The organism is Desulfosporosinus sp. FKA (assembly GCF_002196785.1).
GTDB lineage: Bacteria > Bacillota > Desulfitobacteriia > Desulfitobacteriales > Desulfitobacteriaceae > Desulfosporosinus > Desulfosporosinus acididurans.
Window position 1 is genome coordinate 113,429 of the sequence record NZ_NAHZ01000029.1, and the last position, 15,291, is coordinate 128,719.

General features: G+C 41.7%; 18 protein-coding genes and 1 riboswitch. Of the genes, 16 read left to right on the top strand and 2 right to left on the bottom strand.

The features are described 5' to 3' along the window. Positions 1-23: 23 nt before the first annotated feature. A complete protein-coding gene (modA, locus tag B5771_RS13350; protein ID WP_088187962.1) occupies positions 24-866 on the bottom strand; it encodes a molybdate ABC transporter substrate-binding protein in 843 nt (280 codons plus the stop codon). 185 nt (positions 867-1,051) lie between these two features. Next, positions 1,052-1,185: riboswitch (molybdenum cofactor riboswitch) on the bottom strand. Between the two features lie 266 nt (positions 1,186-1,451). Here modA and B5771_RS13355 point away from each other — a divergent pair. The 8 genes from B5771_RS13355 (at position 1,452) to B5771_RS13390 (ending at position 7,335) form a co-directional block, all read left to right on the top strand. Next, on the top strand, positions 1,452-2,387 hold the full coding sequence (locus B5771_RS13355) for a helix-turn-helix transcriptional regulator (protein ID WP_088187963.1): 936 nt from the start codon (positions 1,452-1,454) through the stop codon (positions 2,385-2,387). Positions 2,388-3,205: 818 nt separating this feature from the next. Further along, positions 3,206-4,576, top strand: a complete 1,371-nt coding sequence (lpdA, locus tag B5771_RS13360) for a dihydrolipoyl dehydrogenase (protein ID WP_242966843.1) — start codon at positions 3,206-3,208, stop codon at positions 4,574-4,576. Positions 4,577-4,658: 82 nt separating this feature from the next. After that, positions 4,659-5,033, top strand: a complete 375-nt coding sequence (locus B5771_RS13365) for a hypothetical protein (RefSeq protein WP_088187965.1) — start codon at positions 4,659-4,661, stop codon at positions 5,031-5,033. 2 nt (positions 5,034-5,035) lie between these two features. Then, on the top strand, positions 5,036-5,329 hold the full coding sequence (locus B5771_RS13370) for a ferredoxin family protein (RefSeq protein WP_088187966.1): 294 nt from the start codon (positions 5,036-5,038) through the stop codon (positions 5,327-5,329). Continuing rightward, a complete protein-coding gene (gene gcvH / locus B5771_RS13375) occupies positions 5,322-6,176 on the top strand; it encodes a glycine cleavage system protein GcvH (protein ID WP_088187967.1) in 855 nt (284 codons plus the stop codon). The genes B5771_RS13370 and gcvH overlap by 8 nt, the downstream gene beginning before the upstream one ends. Beyond that, positions 6,169-6,570: a putative zinc-binding protein gene (locus tag B5771_RS13380; RefSeq protein WP_242966833.1), complete on the top strand. Its 402-nt coding sequence runs from the start codon at positions 6,169-6,171 to the stop codon at positions 6,568-6,570. Before gcvH ends, B5771_RS13380 begins: the two co-directional genes overlap by 8 nt. Before the next feature lie 2 nt (positions 6,571-6,572). Beyond that, entirely contained in the window at positions 6,573-7,067 is a 495-nt protein-coding gene (locus B5771_RS13385; RefSeq protein ID WP_348982949.1) for a putative zinc-binding protein, read from the top strand. Between the two features lie 31 nt (positions 7,068-7,098). Beyond that, entirely contained in the window at positions 7,099-7,335 is a 237-nt protein-coding gene (locus B5771_RS13390) for a 4Fe-4S dicluster domain-containing protein (RefSeq protein ID WP_088187969.1), read from the top strand. A gap of 243 nt (positions 7,336-7,578) precedes the next feature. On the opposite strand, the gene B5771_RS13395 is transcribed toward B5771_RS13390, so the two are convergent. Then, on the bottom strand, positions 7,579-8,922 hold the full coding sequence (locus B5771_RS13395; protein ID WP_088187970.1) for a methyl-accepting chemotaxis protein: 1,344 nt from the start codon (positions 8,920-8,922) through the stop codon (positions 7,579-7,581). A 466-nt stretch (positions 8,923-9,388) separates the two neighbouring features. Between B5771_RS13395 and B5771_RS13400 the strand changes: the two genes are divergently transcribed. The 8 genes from B5771_RS13400 to arsD all read left to right on the top strand — a co-directional run bounded on the left by B5771_RS13400 (position 9,389) and on the right by arsD (position 15,272). Beyond that, complete coding sequence (locus tag B5771_RS13400; RefSeq protein WP_088187971.1) at positions 9,389-10,588, top strand: MFS transporter; 1,200 nt, start codon at positions 9,389-9,391, stop codon at positions 10,586-10,588. A gap of 24 nt (positions 10,589-10,612) precedes the next feature. After that, a complete protein-coding gene (locus B5771_RS13405) occupies positions 10,613-11,614 on the top strand; it encodes a lipoate--protein ligase (protein ID WP_088187972.1) in 1,002 nt (333 codons plus the stop codon). A 142-nt stretch (positions 11,615-11,756) separates the two neighbouring features. Continuing rightward, a complete protein-coding gene (locus tag B5771_RS13410; protein ID WP_088187973.1) occupies positions 11,757-11,993 on the top strand; it encodes a hypothetical protein in 237 nt (78 codons plus the stop codon). Positions 11,994-12,200: 207 nt separating this feature from the next. Beyond that, positions 12,201-12,722: a DUF2680 domain-containing protein gene (locus B5771_RS13415; RefSeq protein WP_088187974.1), complete on the top strand. Its 522-nt coding sequence runs from the start codon at positions 12,201-12,203 to the stop codon at positions 12,720-12,722. Positions 12,723-12,953: 231 nt separating this feature from the next. Next, positions 12,954-13,478, top strand: a complete 525-nt coding sequence (locus B5771_RS13420; RefSeq protein WP_088187975.1) for a thioredoxin family protein — start codon at positions 12,954-12,956, stop codon at positions 13,476-13,478. Then, a complete protein-coding gene (locus B5771_RS13425) occupies positions 13,475-14,167 on the top strand; it encodes a cytochrome c biogenesis protein CcdA (RefSeq protein ID WP_088187976.1) in 693 nt (230 codons plus the stop codon). The genes B5771_RS13420 and B5771_RS13425 overlap by 4 nt, the downstream gene beginning before the upstream one ends. Positions 14,168-14,426: 259 nt before the next feature. Beyond that, complete coding sequence (locus B5771_RS13430) at positions 14,427-14,753, top strand: metalloregulator ArsR/SmtB family transcription factor (RefSeq protein ID WP_242966834.1); 327 nt, start codon at positions 14,427-14,429, stop codon at positions 14,751-14,753. A gap of 126 nt (positions 14,754-14,879) precedes the next feature. Beyond that, positions 14,880-15,272, top strand: coding sequence for an arsenite efflux transporter metallochaperone ArsD (gene arsD / locus B5771_RS13435; RefSeq protein WP_088187977.1), 393 nt, complete (start codon positions 14,880-14,882; stop codon positions 15,270-15,272). The last annotated feature ends 19 nt before the right edge of the window (positions 15,273-15,291 follow it).

The following is a 15,291-nucleotide window of genomic DNA, read 5'->3' on the forward strand; positions in this document are numbered from 1 at the left end:
GTTACCAACCACTTTCAGAGACTTTATTTCTTTGCAATCTCGTCGGGGAGCAAGAATCCATATTTTTTCATGACCACACGACCTTTTTCCCCGTTGACATAAGCCACAAATTTACGAGCATTTTCTTCCTGTTTCGTCGTTTTTAAGATAGCCATAGCTTGATTGAGTGGCTCGTACCAAGAAGGATCAATCATCGTAAAATTGACTTCGTCTGGTTTGTAGATCGAGAGAGAAATAATAGCAGCATCAACGTTTCCCGATTTGAGGATTGCTAGGGTATCTTGAATATTTTGACCGTAAACCATTTTACTTTGGACTTTATCCCATAGATTTTGATGTTCAAACGCCTGTTTGGCGGCTTTGCCATAAGGGGCGTGCGACGGATCTGCAATCGCTATTTTTTTCACCTTTGGATTATCCGCTAAATCCTTTAACTCTTTAATTTCTATATTATTCCCTTTTAAAGTGGCAATACCGATCCTACCTTGGGCATAGAGTTGTTGAGTAGCCGCTAAGATGAAACCTTCTTTACTCAGCTTATTAAGATAAGACTCATCTGCAGCCGCAAAGACATCATAAGGTGCTCCGTTTTCAATCTGCAGGGCAGCGGTTCCTGTCGAACTAAAAGTTATCTCAGTAGGAATGCCAGTCTCCTTCTCGAATTGAGCAGCGATTTCCTTGAAGGCCAGCGCCAAATCAGCAGCAGCTGAAATTCGCAGCTTTGGAGTGGTTAAAGAGACTGACGAAGTGGGTTGCTGCACAGGTTGGGTTGTATTTTGACCCGGAACTGCGCAGGCCGTAAGTAAGAAAAGGCTGATTAAGGGTAGCACAATTAAACTCAAATTGCGTCTCATACTTTTGAACATAATAAAATGAACATCCTTTCTTCGCTAATATCCGTCTATTTCTTTATTAACCATTCGCTAGCTGCATTTAGATGGAATATCACTGTTCTTTCTGAGAATTGAATTTTACGGAAAAAATTATGCCTTTATAACTAAATCACAAAAAAACCCCATAAGAAAATGGAGTCGTCATGTAATTGTCCAAGTCAATCCATGCAACCACCTCCTTTTCAAAATGTGAAGGCATGCCCATTTCTGGACATACCCTGAGGGCGTAAAGCCCTGGCCGATTAACCATGGATTTCTCTTTAGATTGATCGGCTCGGAGAGTAGACGTTATTAAGTTGTTAAATTAGTTCATTGAGCTGTATTTTAAGTCGGAACATCTTTAAAAGCTTCACAAGACTGCCTTACACGTGCATTGTGGTCAAAGTGAAAACAACTTATGTAATAACTTCTTCCAAAAATCATTATCATTTATTTTTAACGATTGAACAAAACATGATAAAAATAAACGAAATGACACCAAATGATACAAAATGAAGCTACTTAGAATTCTAGCATATGTTATAATTAACATCAATAGAGTTTTGATGAGGTGTTTGCATGTCCGATCATTCTTTTTATACACCTGATGAAGTTGCCAAAATATTAAAGATATCAAAAGGCACTGTGTACGACTTACTTAAGAAGGGAAAAATACCCTCTTACCATGTCGGGAAAAAGGTAAGGATCAGCCCGACGGATTTGGAGGCATATACGAATCCATCGTATCCTACAAACCGAGCTACACCTTCTAACAATCATTTTACGGTTGAAAAGCTGATTTTAGAAAACCAAGGGTTGATTATCTGTGGTCAAGATATAGTTTTGGACTTTTTGACGCGTCATTTGGAAAAACGCAATCCTATGCTTCGGTCACTACGTTCTTACGTAGGAAGCATTGACGGTCTATTAGCGTTATACCGGGGAACGGCCAATATTACAGCAACGCACTTATGGGATGGAGAAACAGGGGAATATAACATTCCTTATGTCAGGCGTTTTCTTCCGGGGCAGCGAGCCGTCATCATTAATCTGGTATACCGAATGCAAGGTTTTTATGTTGCACCAGGAAATCCTAAAGGAATTAAAGATTGGACAGATTTGACCAATCCTGAAGTAACGTTTATTAACAGGGAAAAGGGGTCGGGTGTAAGGGTATTGCTTGACGAGATGCTTAGAAATATGCAAGTTGATCCTCGATTGATAACAGGTTACCCAAGAGAAGAAATGAGTCATATTGCTGTAGCCAGTGCCGTAGCTAGAGGTATTGCCGATGTGGGAGTTGGAACGGAAAAGGCAGCCTTACAGGTGCCAGGTGTTCAGTTTATACCCCTGAAACAAGAACGCTATGACCTTGTCTTTCATCGTGAGGATTTTGAAAAATCTAATTTCCAAACGCTTCTGGCCGTTCTTAGATCGATAGAGTTTCAGGATGAAGTGAAAGGTATGGGGGGGTATGATGTATCCAAGACTGGCGAAATTATTGCAGAAATATAGCTATGGAATTGAAGGAAATGAAAGTTCCGGGCTTAAAATTAGCTTGATTGGGCATTTCCTTATGCATATGATCATCGATTCGTCAACTATTTTCTAAACCGACTTTTTTCAGTCTCACTGTGTTTTCCTTCGAGACACTTTACGACATTGTGAAGCGTCCAGGCACGTTGGCGTGACTTCATTGAAGCTATTGTCATTTATTATCAGATCAATTATGGTTTAACAAATATTACAAAAAGCTGGAGTTTAATAGGCACCATTATGAAGACTATGATCGTTTAACAACTATACTTTTTAGATATTACAAATTAGAAAATAACGTTTCTTTCTTGACAATTTTTCTATTCAAGAAATTGATATGAATGTTTTTAAGCATATATTTGATGAATTGAAAAATGATTTTAACCTTGAAAAAGAAACTACGACAATCCCTTAGGGATATTCAACGTTGAAGATATTAAAAACTATATTGAAGAAGCTGTTAAGTTATCCGTTAATAGTATTAAACTCATTTTATTTGATAATTGAGAAATTAGAGATAGAAGAAGGTCATTCTTGGAACTTAGTTTGTTTAACGATATAGGTGATTGATAAACGAACCACTCATCATGACAAAGAAGCAAAGGGGCATGAAGCACCTCTTTGCTTCTTTTGTTTTGTTTAAATATTGGCTACATTTGTCGAAATAAATCACATTAAAATTAGTGAAATATTAACCGAATAATAGTAAAATAATATTAGAATATGATAATTTTATAATAAACTAACTTTGGGAGGCGTTTCAAATCAACAGTAAGGAGCAAATCACAGATATCTGCATTCTTGGCGGTGGCCCTGCAGGATATGTTGCAGCCATACGGGCTGCTCAGCTTGGTGCCAAAGTGACGCTTATTGAGGAAAGGGATGTCGGAGGGACTTGCCTCAACCGGGGATGTATACCGACAAAAGCTTTTCTTAAATCTGCTGAGGCCATATCCTTGTTCACCAAGTCAAAGGAATTGGGTATCGCAGCAACGGTCGCATCGATTGATGCTAATGTGATCAGAGCTAGAAAGGATCGAGTCGTAAAAAGCCTTAGGATGGGTGTGGAGCATTTGCTTGCCAAGAATGGGGTTGAAGTTCTAAATGGAAACGGCCAGATTGACTCAGCACAAAGGGTGATGGTTAAAACTGCCGATGGAGAGGAAGTGACAGTTAACTGCAACCACCTAATTATCACCACTGGCTCTGAACCCTTGATTCCAGGTATACCTGGCATAAAGCTGGCAGGAGTTATCACCAGCGATGAGGCCCTGGAGCTCACGAAGATTCCGGAGAGCATTACTATTATTGGAGCTGGGGCCATAGGCATGGAGTTTGCCGCGTTTTATCACTCTATGGGCACTTTGGTAACAGTGGTTGAAGCGCAAGAAACAATCATTCCGAACGAGGACAAAGAAATAACAACGGAACTCCTTAAAATCATGAAGAGGCAGGGAATCAAATTTATTCTTAAAGCCAAGGTCCAAGAGATTTCTAACTCTGAAAATGGACTGGAGACCTTTATCACAAATGGAGAAGAGAAAGAAATTGTCTTGTCTTCAGAAATGGTATTAGTCGCCGTGGGAAGAAAATTAGCAGGGGTATCCCCCGACATAACAGCTCTTGGCATCGAGGTAACGAAAGACTCCATCGTGGTAAATGACCAGATGGAAACTAATGTCCCTGGAGTTTATGCTGCCGGTGATGTCATCGGCGGCAGCTTACTTGCGCACTTAGCCTTTGCCGAAGGGCGAGTTGCTGCTGAAAATGCAATGGGTATTCAAAGCAGACTAAATTATAAGGCTGTGCCGTCTTGCGTCTATACAAATCCAGAAGTAGCTTCAGTAGGCTTGAGCGAACAAGAAGCTCAGGAACAAGGTATTTCAGTCAAGGTTGGACGTTTTGATTTCCGTAATAACGGCAGGGCCCTATGCCATGGAGAACGGGAAGGGTTCGTTAAGATCATAACGGAGGAGAGCACTGGGGTTATTTTAGGAGCTCGGATTCTAGGACCTCATGCTTCTGAACTGCTTTCCGAAATTACCTTGGCAGTCAGTCTGGGAATTAAGGCAGAGGTCTTGGCAGACATGATTCATCCTCATCCAGCCTTAGCGGAAGCTGTCATGGAAGCGTGCGGGGATGCGATCGGCAGGGCCATTCATAAATAGTCCGTTGGAGTTAGACAATGAACATTAGTTTTTGGTTTCTATTTATAGAAGCCTACACATTCCAATAAATGGAGGAACAAAAATGTCAGAAAAAGAATTACCAGGATTTATTATGTGCGTATGTACAGGAAAATGCCCAGGTTTTCAAAGTATGGACATCTGGGATTTCATCAATCAGGTCAGAATCGAGCTGCCGGTGGAATATGGATTTATCCATCCTCAGTTATGCGAGGAAGACGGTGACCGTTTCTTGGCGGATTACCTAAAAGCCCACCGGAAGGTCATCATTGGTGCATGTGCTCCGAATATGCAGCGAAAGATGTTCAAACAGGCATTTAAAGATGCAGGCTTGGACATTGAAAAGGACGCTTATATGTTAGACATAAGGGATATGACCAACGAAGCAGCGTTCAAAAAGGTGGAAGAATTGGTAGAACAAATCGAAGCGGAGGGGTAAGTATGAGTGAAGAAACGTTTATGGGGGTTCCGAGAAATACCATCGACTGGAGCCCTATTATTGACTATGACAAATGTAATTATTGTATGGAGTGCGTAAAATTTTGTCCGCATCAAGTATACGAAATCCGAGAAACTGACGAGAAAAAGCTAATCGTAAAAAATCCGGACAACTGCGTTGTCTTCTGTCGTGCATGTGGAAAAACCTGTGGCGTGGATGCCATAACCTTCCCCAACAAGGGGGAAACAACCAAGAAGATCAAGGAAACTCGAAAGGGGATGGGAGCTGATGAGTAAAAATTTTGCTGTCTTACCTTGCAATGGTCTGGACAAAGCAGCGGGCTGTATCGCCCGAGAAATAGCGTTAAACATTGTCGAGAATTCTGATTGCGAGATGATTTGCCCTGTGTTATATCGGATCGCTGATGCAAGATATACTAAAATTGCTCAAGAGAAACCATTGCTTGTGATTGACGGTTGTCAGACACGGTGTGCCAGTAAGCTTGCTTCGGAAAAAGGGTTAAAAGTTAACATAAAACTTATGGTAAACGAGGAAGCCAAAAACAGAGGAATTGAACTGGGAGATTCCTTAAGGCTTAGGGAAAAGGAATTGAAACTAGCTCAGGATCTTGTAACTGAACTGCTAAAAGTAAAAGAAACAGAAAAGGTTTCAGAAAGTGAGATAGTCTACCCTGAAACGCATGATTATGAAGTTTATCAAAAGGATAAATTCATTTTCCGAGTGCCCAAAGACGGATTTTTATATAATGAAAACGACAGTTGGGTATATATATCCGGTAATAAAGCTCGAATAGGGGTTACTGATTATGTCCAGCAAAGCCTATCGGATATCATGTTTTTTACCCCGCCAACTGTTGGGAGCGAAATAGAGCAGTTTGGAGAGTTAGGCACGGTAGAATCGGGCAAAGCTGTCTTCGAAGTGGTCTCCCCTGTGTCGGGTAAGATCATCGCTGTCAATGAAGAACTTTCTGCCGCACCAGAACTTATTAATTCGAATCCTTATGAAAAGGGCTGGATCGCCGAAGTCGAACTCTCTGATTTGGAAAGTGATAAAGAACTTTTGCTTGATTTTGCGGGATACTTCACGATTTTAAAAAGAAAGGTAGATGAATTTCATGTCTGAGAGGATTAAAGTAATCCCCTGTAGCGGAATGGGCAAGGTCTACGGTCTCGTGGCGAGGGAAAGTGCCTTGAAGGTTGTTCAGGAGCTGTGCTCGCAGGAATCCAGCACAGTATGCCTTGCTTATATCGTAACAGGAGATCAAGAGGCTAAGGAATTGATCGAAGGGCAAAAGTGTATTACGCTCGATGGCTGTCCTGCCATGTGTGCGGCGAAAAACGCTGAGTTGGCAGGTGGTGTCGTCACGGAAAAGGTAAGGGTTATCGATTCGTTTCGCAAGCACAAGGGAGCCAAGCCGGGAACCGCGACAGATCTCACAGAAGAAGGCTGGCTGGTTGTGGATGAAATAGCCGGCGAAATTGCTGAAAAAGTTAAACTGTTGAGCAAGGAGGGTTAATAATGTCTATAAATATGGTGAAAGTCGGAGTAGTATCCTGCAGCGGCGAGGACTGTTTGGGAGGGACTATCTCTCGACTTGCTACTCGGAAAATGCTGGACGAAATTCGGCCGGATACGACAGTGACAATATGTCTGCCGCTATTTCTGGCAGGGGGGGTGGAAGAACGGGGATTTGCCGAAAAGTTCCCGACGATTTCCGTGGATGGCTGCTCTAAAGCTTGTGCCAAAAGGGCTACTGAGAAATATAGTGGCAAGGTAAGCGCCGTAATTGATGTTTCAGATCTTATCGGAAAAGAAGTAGCTGAAGCAGGAGCCTTGTCCATCAGAAACCTGACGGATGAACACTCAGCAATGGTTGAGAAGGTGGTCAGCGAGATAACGGTGAAGTTTGATGAAGTACTGAGGGCTGCGCAAAGAGACCTGGAGGCTAAAGGCCTGGCCATGGTAGGTAGTGGTCCTTCCGGAGGCTGTGGTTGCGGCTGTGGGACAAAGTAAAAAAGAAATTGCATTATAGGGAGAGGCTAAAATGACGACGAGTTGGTATCCAATTATTAATTATGATAATTGTATTGAATGTGGGTCTTGTATTAATAAATGCTCACATGGTGTCTATGACAAAGAGAGTACGAAACCAATTGTCATCTATCCGGAGGGATGTATTGATCATTGTACAGGGTGTCAGGCATTATGCCCGGCAGAAGCGATTCGGTATTATGGAGATAATGGTGGCGGTCCTAAGACTACATGCAGCTGCGGTTATTGATAGCAATAGTCATAGGGAATAGATTAAGAACAGCGAAAATAGTCCTTTGGGAGACGTGCTTAGGGCACGTCTCTTTGTACCAGGGATAATGCGCCTTCCTACGGAGATTGTCTTTGGGGGTGAGAAATAACTTTCTGCTGTAAATTACTAAAATATAATTATGAACCCTCAATCGTTCATTACCCGGTAATCGATTGAGGGTTCATTTATATAAAAAATGCGTTAAAACCATAATGCAATTTTCTAAAGTTTGAAGGATGCAATACTATTTTGAAGATCCTTAGCCAGTTTATCAAGGTTCTCTGCCGAAGTAAATAAGGAGGCAGCAGTAGCATTTTGTTCCTCTGCAGCAGCGGCCGCTGTTTGTGTGCCCGTTGAAATTCTTTCAGCTTCCATCACGATTTTCTTGGTACTAGTCCTCATGTTTTGTCCCTCGACTTGAATTCGACGCACAGAGGATTCAATTGCTTGCGCTAAAACTGCACTATCTTCGACAGAAGACTGGATAGTCTCAAATTGAGTAAAAATTCCTCTTAAGTATGTCCCGCCTTGATTGACGCTCCGGACACTAGCCTCCATCTCCAAATGTGCCCTCTGCGAGGCATGCTGCATTTCTTGTATACGCGCCGTGATGTCCCCAAGGCTCTGTTGAACCTGCTCAGCTAATTTTCGTACTTCTTCAGCCACAACTGCAAATCCACGGCCATGTTCGCCTGCCCGCGCTGCTTCGATGGCTGCGTTTAAAGCCAGCAGGTTTGTTTGTTGCGCTATGTTGTTAATAATTTCAACCGTCTGGGCAATCCGCTCAGATTTGTCGTCAACTTGTCCAATGACTTCGCTGAGACTATTCACTTGTAATTCAATAGCCTCCATTTGAGTAACGACATTTTGTAGAGATTCACTTCCTGCTTTGGATAGGTCCACTGAACGATTGGAAGAGTAACTGACTTGTTCTGCCTGCGCTTCAGCTTGGGACAATTCCTCAACCACCCTTCGCATTCGTTCCTGGTTTTCGGCCATGTGATTTAACTGAAGCTGAGTATCCCCAGCAATGGTGCTTGTGGTGACTGCAACTTGTTCCGCCGCCAGGGATGACTGTTCGGCTCCAAGACGAATCTGTTCGGCGGTACTTTTAAGCTGCTCTCCCGATTCACCGACACTCCCGATCGTTGTGCGTAACGACTGTATCATCCCACGAAAGGCCTGTTGAATCTCTTCTCCCTCTCGGTTCCAAGGTCTCCAGAGGGCTTGTTTCCTTTGGGTTATATCACCAGCGCTGATTTTATTGGCAGTAAGGATAAGAGAACTCAACATTTTCGTTAACGCCCGGCTAAGGAAGATTCCGATTAAGAGGCTGCCAATGATATCGAGGACCACGAGAACACTGGAGATGAAACGATAGGCTTGCAAATGATAGCGTAGATCGGAAAGGGTATTCACCGGAAGTATCCCTTGTTGTTGGAGCTTTGTGAAGGTATTTTGCATTTGAGACATTTCAAAAACTCCAATTATGCCGACCACTCCAGCGGCTAAAGCCATGAGTACTATAAGGGCGGTTACCTGAGTTCCTAAGCGCCATCTTTTCATTATTTTTCACTCCTTGAATCAGTTTGTTTAGACGTTAACAATAAATATGTAACACAGAAGTTTATTACGAAATAATAATATGATAAATTTATAATATAATAATATTAATTTTATTCTTTTCTGTCTTTCTATGCAAGAGTCACTAAAAATTTATGTACAAAATATAAGGTAACCGAAAGGGCAGACTCTAACTTGGTAAGGAGGAAGAGCAAGGTTTTGTTCTATTATGCATAAGTGTAACTTGGCAGCCGCCTGCGCCAGCCAAGCATTTCTTTATTTCTATATACCTCTTGAAGTATTATAAAATTTAAGTATAATAAAATTAATATATTATAAATTACTAATATATTAAAGGAGTGGATGTGGGGATGCCATGAACAAGATCAAGTTTCGCAGTATCATAAATAACCACTAAGCATAGAAGAACAGACGAGAATCATTATTAAGAATCGAGGGGTGAAACGCTATGAATAGGGATGGGAACAGGATCATCCTGTTGCTCGGTTTAGCTGGTTTTATCGTTATGGCAGACAATTGGGTTGTATCTCCGATATTGCCCGCCATTTCTCAAAATTTGACGCTTGATATTTCAAAAGCCGGACTTTTAATCACAGCCTATATGATTCCCTTTGGAATTTTTCAGATTATCTTTGGTCCCTTGGCAGATCGCTATGGGAAAAAAAAGGTCATAACGTTGGCGATGATCATGTTTACGATTGCGACTGGACTTTGTGCGTTAGGTTCGAGTCTGACTAACCTAGCGATATACAGAGCATTAACGGGAGTGTTTGCTGCCTCGGTCATGCCAATATCCTTAGCTTTGATCGGAGACATGTTCCCGATCCAGGAAAGACAGGGCGCCATAGGAACGTTTATGGGAATTTCCTTTCTGGGTCAAGGACTCAGTATGGCCATTGGAGGCACAATTGCTTACTTCCTTAATTGGAGAGGGGTTTTTGGCATCTATGCTCTACTGGCCATCATTCCAACGTTGCTGCTCATGAAAAACTACAAGTCGCTGCCTTCGGAAAAACACCCCGGCAACAAAATTTTTGCACCGTATGCGAAACTGTTGGGGACCAGTAGAAGTTTGTTTACGTATATCATTGTTTTACTGGAAGGGATATTTATTGTGGGAAGCTTTTCATATGGAGGGGCTTACATTGCTAAAACCTATGGATTTAACTATTTATATATTGGTTTAATTATGACGGCCTTCGGAATCATGTCCGTTATCGGCGGGAGAATGAGCGGTAAATTAGCGGCTAAAATGGGGGCGCGCAAAGTATTGAGCTTAGGGCTTGTGTCAGCAGCCGTGGCGGATATCATTATCTACTTGTATGGGGATATTCTGGGGATGCTGATCTTAGGTATTGCCTTGCTGGGACTTGGTTTCATCTTTACGCATTCTACCCTTCTCACAAGAGCTACAGAGTTTGCCCAGAAGGCTAGGGGTGCAGCCATGTCCTTGGTTGCCTTTTGCTTCATGGGTGGTGGCGGTATCGGTACGGCAATTGGCGGAAGGGTGATTGCCGCCGCCGGACTCGACAACCTTTTCCTGATTAACGGGCTTGCCCTGGTTATTACACTGCTTTTAAGCTTTGTCTTGATCCGGGATCATGTCGTGGAACCTAATGAAACAAAGGAAATGATCAGAAATTTGTAAAAAGATATAGAAAGAGAAACTACTATGATTACGCAGCTTCAAATTCGTGTCATTGAATCATTATCGTATGATCCGTGGGTAAATTTGGCCATCGAAGAATATTTATTAAAACAAATAGCCGAGGATGAAGTTATCCTTTATTTATGGCAAAATGACAACACGGTGGTCATTGGTAGAAATCAGAACGCCTGGAAAGAGTGTCGGCATCTTGATTTGGAACAAGAGGGCGGAAAACTAGCCCGGCGTTTATCTGGAGGTGGTGCGGTCTTCCATGATTTGGGCAATCTGAACTTCACCTTTATTATGAATAAAAAGCATTATGACTTATCAAAACAGCTAACTGTAATTTTACAGGCAGTAACAAAACTTGGAATAAAGGCCGAGTTTTCTGGGCGTAACGATTTGGTGATTGAGGAAAAAAAGTTTTCCGGTAACGCTTACTATTTTAATCACGACAGGGCTTTGCATCATGGCACGATCCTAATTAACAGCGATTTGACGAAACTTAGTCGTTACCTACAGGTATCCCCTGAAAAAATAATTTCCAAAGGGGTTGATTCTGTTCGGTCCCGAGTGGTGAATTTAGTGGAAGTTAAAAGAGCTATCACTTTATCCGATGTGACCCAAAGCATGAAAGAGAGCTTTTTTCATAATTACCGGGGAAGCGCCCAAGAAATAGCTGTGGACCGCAATGACTTCAATATTGAACCGTTGGTTAGGAAGTATTCCTCTTGGGAATGGCGGTTTGGCAACACTCCGAAGTTTGACATTTCTATTTGTCGCCGCTTTGCTTGGGGAGAAATGGAATTAGGGTTTTGTTTAAAAAACGGCCGCATTGATTCAGTGCAAGTTTTTTCTGATGCCATTGAAGAGCGCTTAATCAGAGATATAGGAAAAGGCCTTAAAGGATGCTCTTTTAAGAAAGACAGGATGATTGAGCGTCTGATAAAGATGGATGGTCAATCTGAAAATCAGGCGCTTATTATTAAAGATGTAGCCCTATGGCTCAGTGAAACAGAGATTTAGATTAAAAAACATCCTGTATAGATTTACTTATTGTTCTATTCCAGAGGGATCTTTAATTTAGCCTTAACCCGTAGCTAACATTGTGCTTGATTAGAGAGAAGATGATGACTTGGATTGGAAAATAGTAGGAGGGTGTGAGAACATGAAAACTTGTCGTAATTGTGGGTTGGGTATTGAGGCAAGCAACGACCTAATAAGCTGTTTTAAATACAAGACGGTGAGCAATTCAGATGAGGAGAAATCCGACTGCCTATATTTCATTGATAAGATTATTGAGGATGGCGAGCCTTTGCCTCCAATACAACATCTTCTTTTGGTCGAGCAAGAATTAGGGAAGGGAAAAATGAAAATTAGTATTAACAATGGTTTTCGATTATAATTCTTTCATCTACTATAGGCAACTGAATTGCTTGTAATATTTCGATTTTAATGCTTCCTTTTATCAAACCTCCTTCTTAAATATTGAACACTCATATATTTTTCACGTAGTTTGAAAATGTAACAGTTTTGACACGATTGCTGGTTAAGATACTATTGTACCGGTGAAAAATAAATTGAGGTCGATTTACGAAGGAGGTATTACTGTATGAAAAAGAAACTCGCCATAGGGGTGCTAAGTGTTGTGTTATTGGTTGGAGGAGCCACGGCAGCGTTTGCTGCCACAGATTCATCAAAGCTTGATGAGATCAAAAGCTTAACCCAGCAAGTGTTCGGAATTCAAAAGCAAATAGCTGACAAAGAAGTTGAGGCTGGTATCATTACTCAAGCACAGGCTGACGCTATGAAGAGCTCTATTGACCTGCGCCAGCAATACAGTACCCAAGCAATAGCGAGTGGTCAGGTTTTTGGCCCGGGCATGGGGGGGATGCGTGGCGGCATGATGTATAATAACGGTCAACCTATGACGGATGATCAGGTTAAAGCCTGGACTGATGCCATGCAAGCCCAAATAAAGGTGCAAGAAGATGCCCTTAAGAAAGGTACTTTTGTTTCCGGAGGAATGGGAATGCACGGTGGCATGGGCGGCGGCAGAGGTATGCATGGCGGTTTTTGGGGTTATAATACAGTGCCAAGCGCAGGTACATCAAGCGGCTCAAATACACAATGAGTTTATTTCGTCGTGATCACCTAACGTATTAATGGTTAAACGATACCGGTACATTATTTTTTATCCTTGAATCCACTTTATATTCTCTGCAAACCCTGAAACAGCTTGTTTCGGGGTTCGACTTTTACCAGCGGCTTTGCTTTCGCCAAGACTCCGCAAAAGTCATTTAATGATATTATCTCAGACACCGAAGGTTGTATCGGTAAAAAACGTGGGAGGTTGGAAAGTTTAATGAATTATAAAGACAATAAAACCAAATTTGTCCTCAAATTTATTGTTCCTCTCCTTATTATCGGAGTAATAGCGGGAATTTTTATCTTAAAAAGTAGCGAACAGAAGCTTGTGGCAGATACAAATGATGAATTCGCTCTTGAAGCAACATCAATAGATCTAAAGCAGCTAAAATCTTACGGATTACCGATTGTGATTGATTTTGGTGCAGATTCCTGTGTTCCTTGCAAAGAAATGGCACCCGTACTTAAGAAACTTAATAAGGAGATGCAAGGCAAGGCTATTATAAAGTTCGTAGACGTTTGGAAAAATAAAAATGCAGCTGATAATTTCCCGGTAGACTTAATCCCAACGCAGTTCTACTTTGATAAAGACGGCAATCCCTTTGTGCCCAAAGACCCGGAAGCCATGCAAATGATGATGTATTCCACGAAGGATACCAATAAACATATTTATACTGCACATCAAGGAGGTATGACGGAAGCACAGCTTAGAGCTGTTCTGAAGGAGATGGGTGTGGAATGATCACGGAATGGCTTGATGTTCTTTCAACACTTATTTTTCAAAATATGTGGATAGCTCCAGTGCTTGCTTTGCTTGCCGGTGTACTGACGTCCCTGACCCCTTGCGCTTTATCAAGTGTTCCACTTGTCATAGGCTATGTAGGCGGCACTGGAAACAATAACACGAAAAGGGCCTTTTGGCTTTCACTTACTTTTGCGGCGGGTTCAGCAGTTACGTTTACAATCTTGGGAACAGTATCGTCACTTGTTGGGAAACTGATGGGAACAACATCATCCTGGTGGTATCTTTTATTGGGAGTTCTCATGGTGTTTATGGCTATGCAAACCTGGGAGATTTATAATTTCGTACCTTCTACTTTCCTCATTGCCAAGAACACTCGAAGGGGGTACATTGGAGCCTTTATAGCAGGAATATTAGGGGGTGTTTTTTCATCCCCCTGTGCAACGCCGGTACTGATTACACTTCTTGCAGTTGTGGCAGAACGAGGAAGTTTGCTATGGGGGATCGTCTTGTTATTATTCTATTCTATCGGTCATAGTACCTTGGTGTTGGCTGCAGGAACATCAATCGGATTTGTAAAAAACATGACAGCAACCCATCGCTATGGTACATTCACCGTTGTACTGAGAATTGTCTTGGGTAGTTCAATTCTGCTCATAGCGTTTTATATGTTTTATTTAGGATTTTAGAGTGGGAATTTGAGTTTTGTGTCCTTTTTTCAAAAATTATGTCTAAAAGTATTAGTACGAGCTGCCATTGTCTCTCAGTACTTGTGAAGTTCACTATTACGGCATTTAGTCACTAAAACTATTGCTGCCTGACGATAAATTTTAAGATGAAGCGGATAAAGGACATTCTTAAAGGTAAAGTTACTTGCAAAAGACTTTAACATATAATAATATGCTTATATAATTAATGAGTTATAGATAAGGGAGGGGGTCGAGACTTTTGGCTTATGAACCGCGTATTGATGCAATGGTTGAAAGATTCAAGGTTTTGGGAGATAAAACACGGTTGAGAATTTTAGTGCTACTGCAAGGTCGGGAACTACGCGTTTGCGATTTGACGGAAGTCTTAAGTATAAGCCAGCCTGGGGTATCCCAACAAATGAGACGCCTGCATAAAGCGGGATTTGTGAATGAACGCCGTGGAGGGCAATGGATCTATTATACGCTGAATATGGAAAATTCTCTGCTGGCTCCGCTTATTCCTATGTTGCCCAAGTCAGAAGAGGACGAAAAAAAGATTATGATGTCTAAAGGATGTCCTACTTAGTAATACGATTTTTAGTGCATGATTTGCAATAAACATAAGAGGAATGACACAAAATATAGGATCATGCATTGAATCGTTAGTTAAAAATTTGAACCGTCCTATAAATTAAAACGGGGAGCGAATGATATGAAAAAGATGCAAATATTTGAACCTGCTATGTGTTGTTCCACCGGACTCTGTGGTGTAGGGGTTGACACGGAATTGCTTCGGATTTCTACCGTTCTTAATTCATTGAAGAAAAACGGCGTTGAAGTTGACCGTTTCAATCTTACGAATGCACCGATGGAATTTGTCAACAATAAGGCAGTGAATGACCTTCTCCAAACTAAAGGGGTTGAGCAACTGCCGGCTACGGTCTTAGATGGGGAAATTTTGATTACAGGCCGATACCCCAGTAATGAAGAGTTCGCAAAGCTTCTCAACATTCCAATTTCCTTACTAAGTGAGAAAGAAAAAGACGAGACGTTTACAATTCTTCCTAAAACCTCAGGATGTGGTTGTTCGGACGGGAACTGCTGATTCAGTAAATTCAAATCGT

Excerpts from the sequence above, each read along its gene's own strand:
- modA (WP_088187962.1), bottom strand. The coding sequence starts at position 866 with ATGTTCAAAAGTATGAGACGCAATTTGAGTTTAATTGTGCTACCCTTA.
- B5771_RS13355 (WP_088187963.1), top strand. The coding sequence starts at position 1,452 with ATGTCCGATCATTCTTTTTATACACCTGATGAAGTTGCCAAAATATTA.
- B5771_RS13365 (WP_088187965.1), top strand. The coding sequence starts at position 4,659 with ATGTCAGAAAAAGAATTACCAGGATTTATTATGTGCGTATGTACAGGA.
- B5771_RS13370 (WP_088187966.1), top strand. The coding sequence starts at position 5,036 with ATGAGTGAAGAAACGTTTATGGGGGTTCCGAGAAATACCATCGACTGG.
- gcvH (WP_088187967.1), top strand. The coding sequence starts at position 5,322 with ATGAGTAAAAATTTTGCTGTCTTACCTTGCAATGGTCTGGACAAAGCA.
- B5771_RS13380 (WP_242966833.1), top strand. The coding sequence starts at position 6,169 with ATGTCTGAGAGGATTAAAGTAATCCCCTGTAGCGGAATGGGCAAGGTC.
- B5771_RS13385 (WP_348982949.1), top strand. The coding sequence starts at position 6,573 with ATGTCTATAAATATGGTGAAAGTCGGAGTAGTATCCTGCAGCGGCGAG.
- B5771_RS13390 (WP_088187969.1), top strand. The coding sequence starts at position 7,099 with ATGACGACGAGTTGGTATCCAATTATTAATTATGATAATTGTATTGAA.
- B5771_RS13395 (WP_088187970.1), bottom strand. The coding sequence starts at position 8,922 with ATGAAAAGATGGCGCTTAGGAACTCAGGTAACCGCCCTTATAGTACTC.
- B5771_RS13400 (WP_088187971.1), top strand. The coding sequence starts at position 9,389 with ATGAATAGGGATGGGAACAGGATCATCCTGTTGCTCGGTTTAGCTGGT.
- B5771_RS13405 (WP_088187972.1), top strand. The coding sequence starts at position 10,613 with ATGATTACGCAGCTTCAAATTCGTGTCATTGAATCATTATCGTATGAT.
- B5771_RS13410 (WP_088187973.1), top strand. The coding sequence starts at position 11,757 with ATGAAAACTTGTCGTAATTGTGGGTTGGGTATTGAGGCAAGCAACGAC.
- B5771_RS13415 (WP_088187974.1), top strand. The coding sequence starts at position 12,201 with ATGAAAAAGAAACTCGCCATAGGGGTGCTAAGTGTTGTGTTATTGGTT.
- B5771_RS13420 (WP_088187975.1), top strand. The coding sequence starts at position 12,954 with ATGAATTATAAAGACAATAAAACCAAATTTGTCCTCAAATTTATTGTT.
- B5771_RS13425 (WP_088187976.1), top strand. The coding sequence starts at position 13,475 with ATGATCACGGAATGGCTTGATGTTCTTTCAACACTTATTTTTCAAAAT.
- arsD (WP_088187977.1), top strand. The coding sequence starts at position 14,880 with ATGAAAAAGATGCAAATATTTGAACCTGCTATGTGTTGTTCCACCGGA.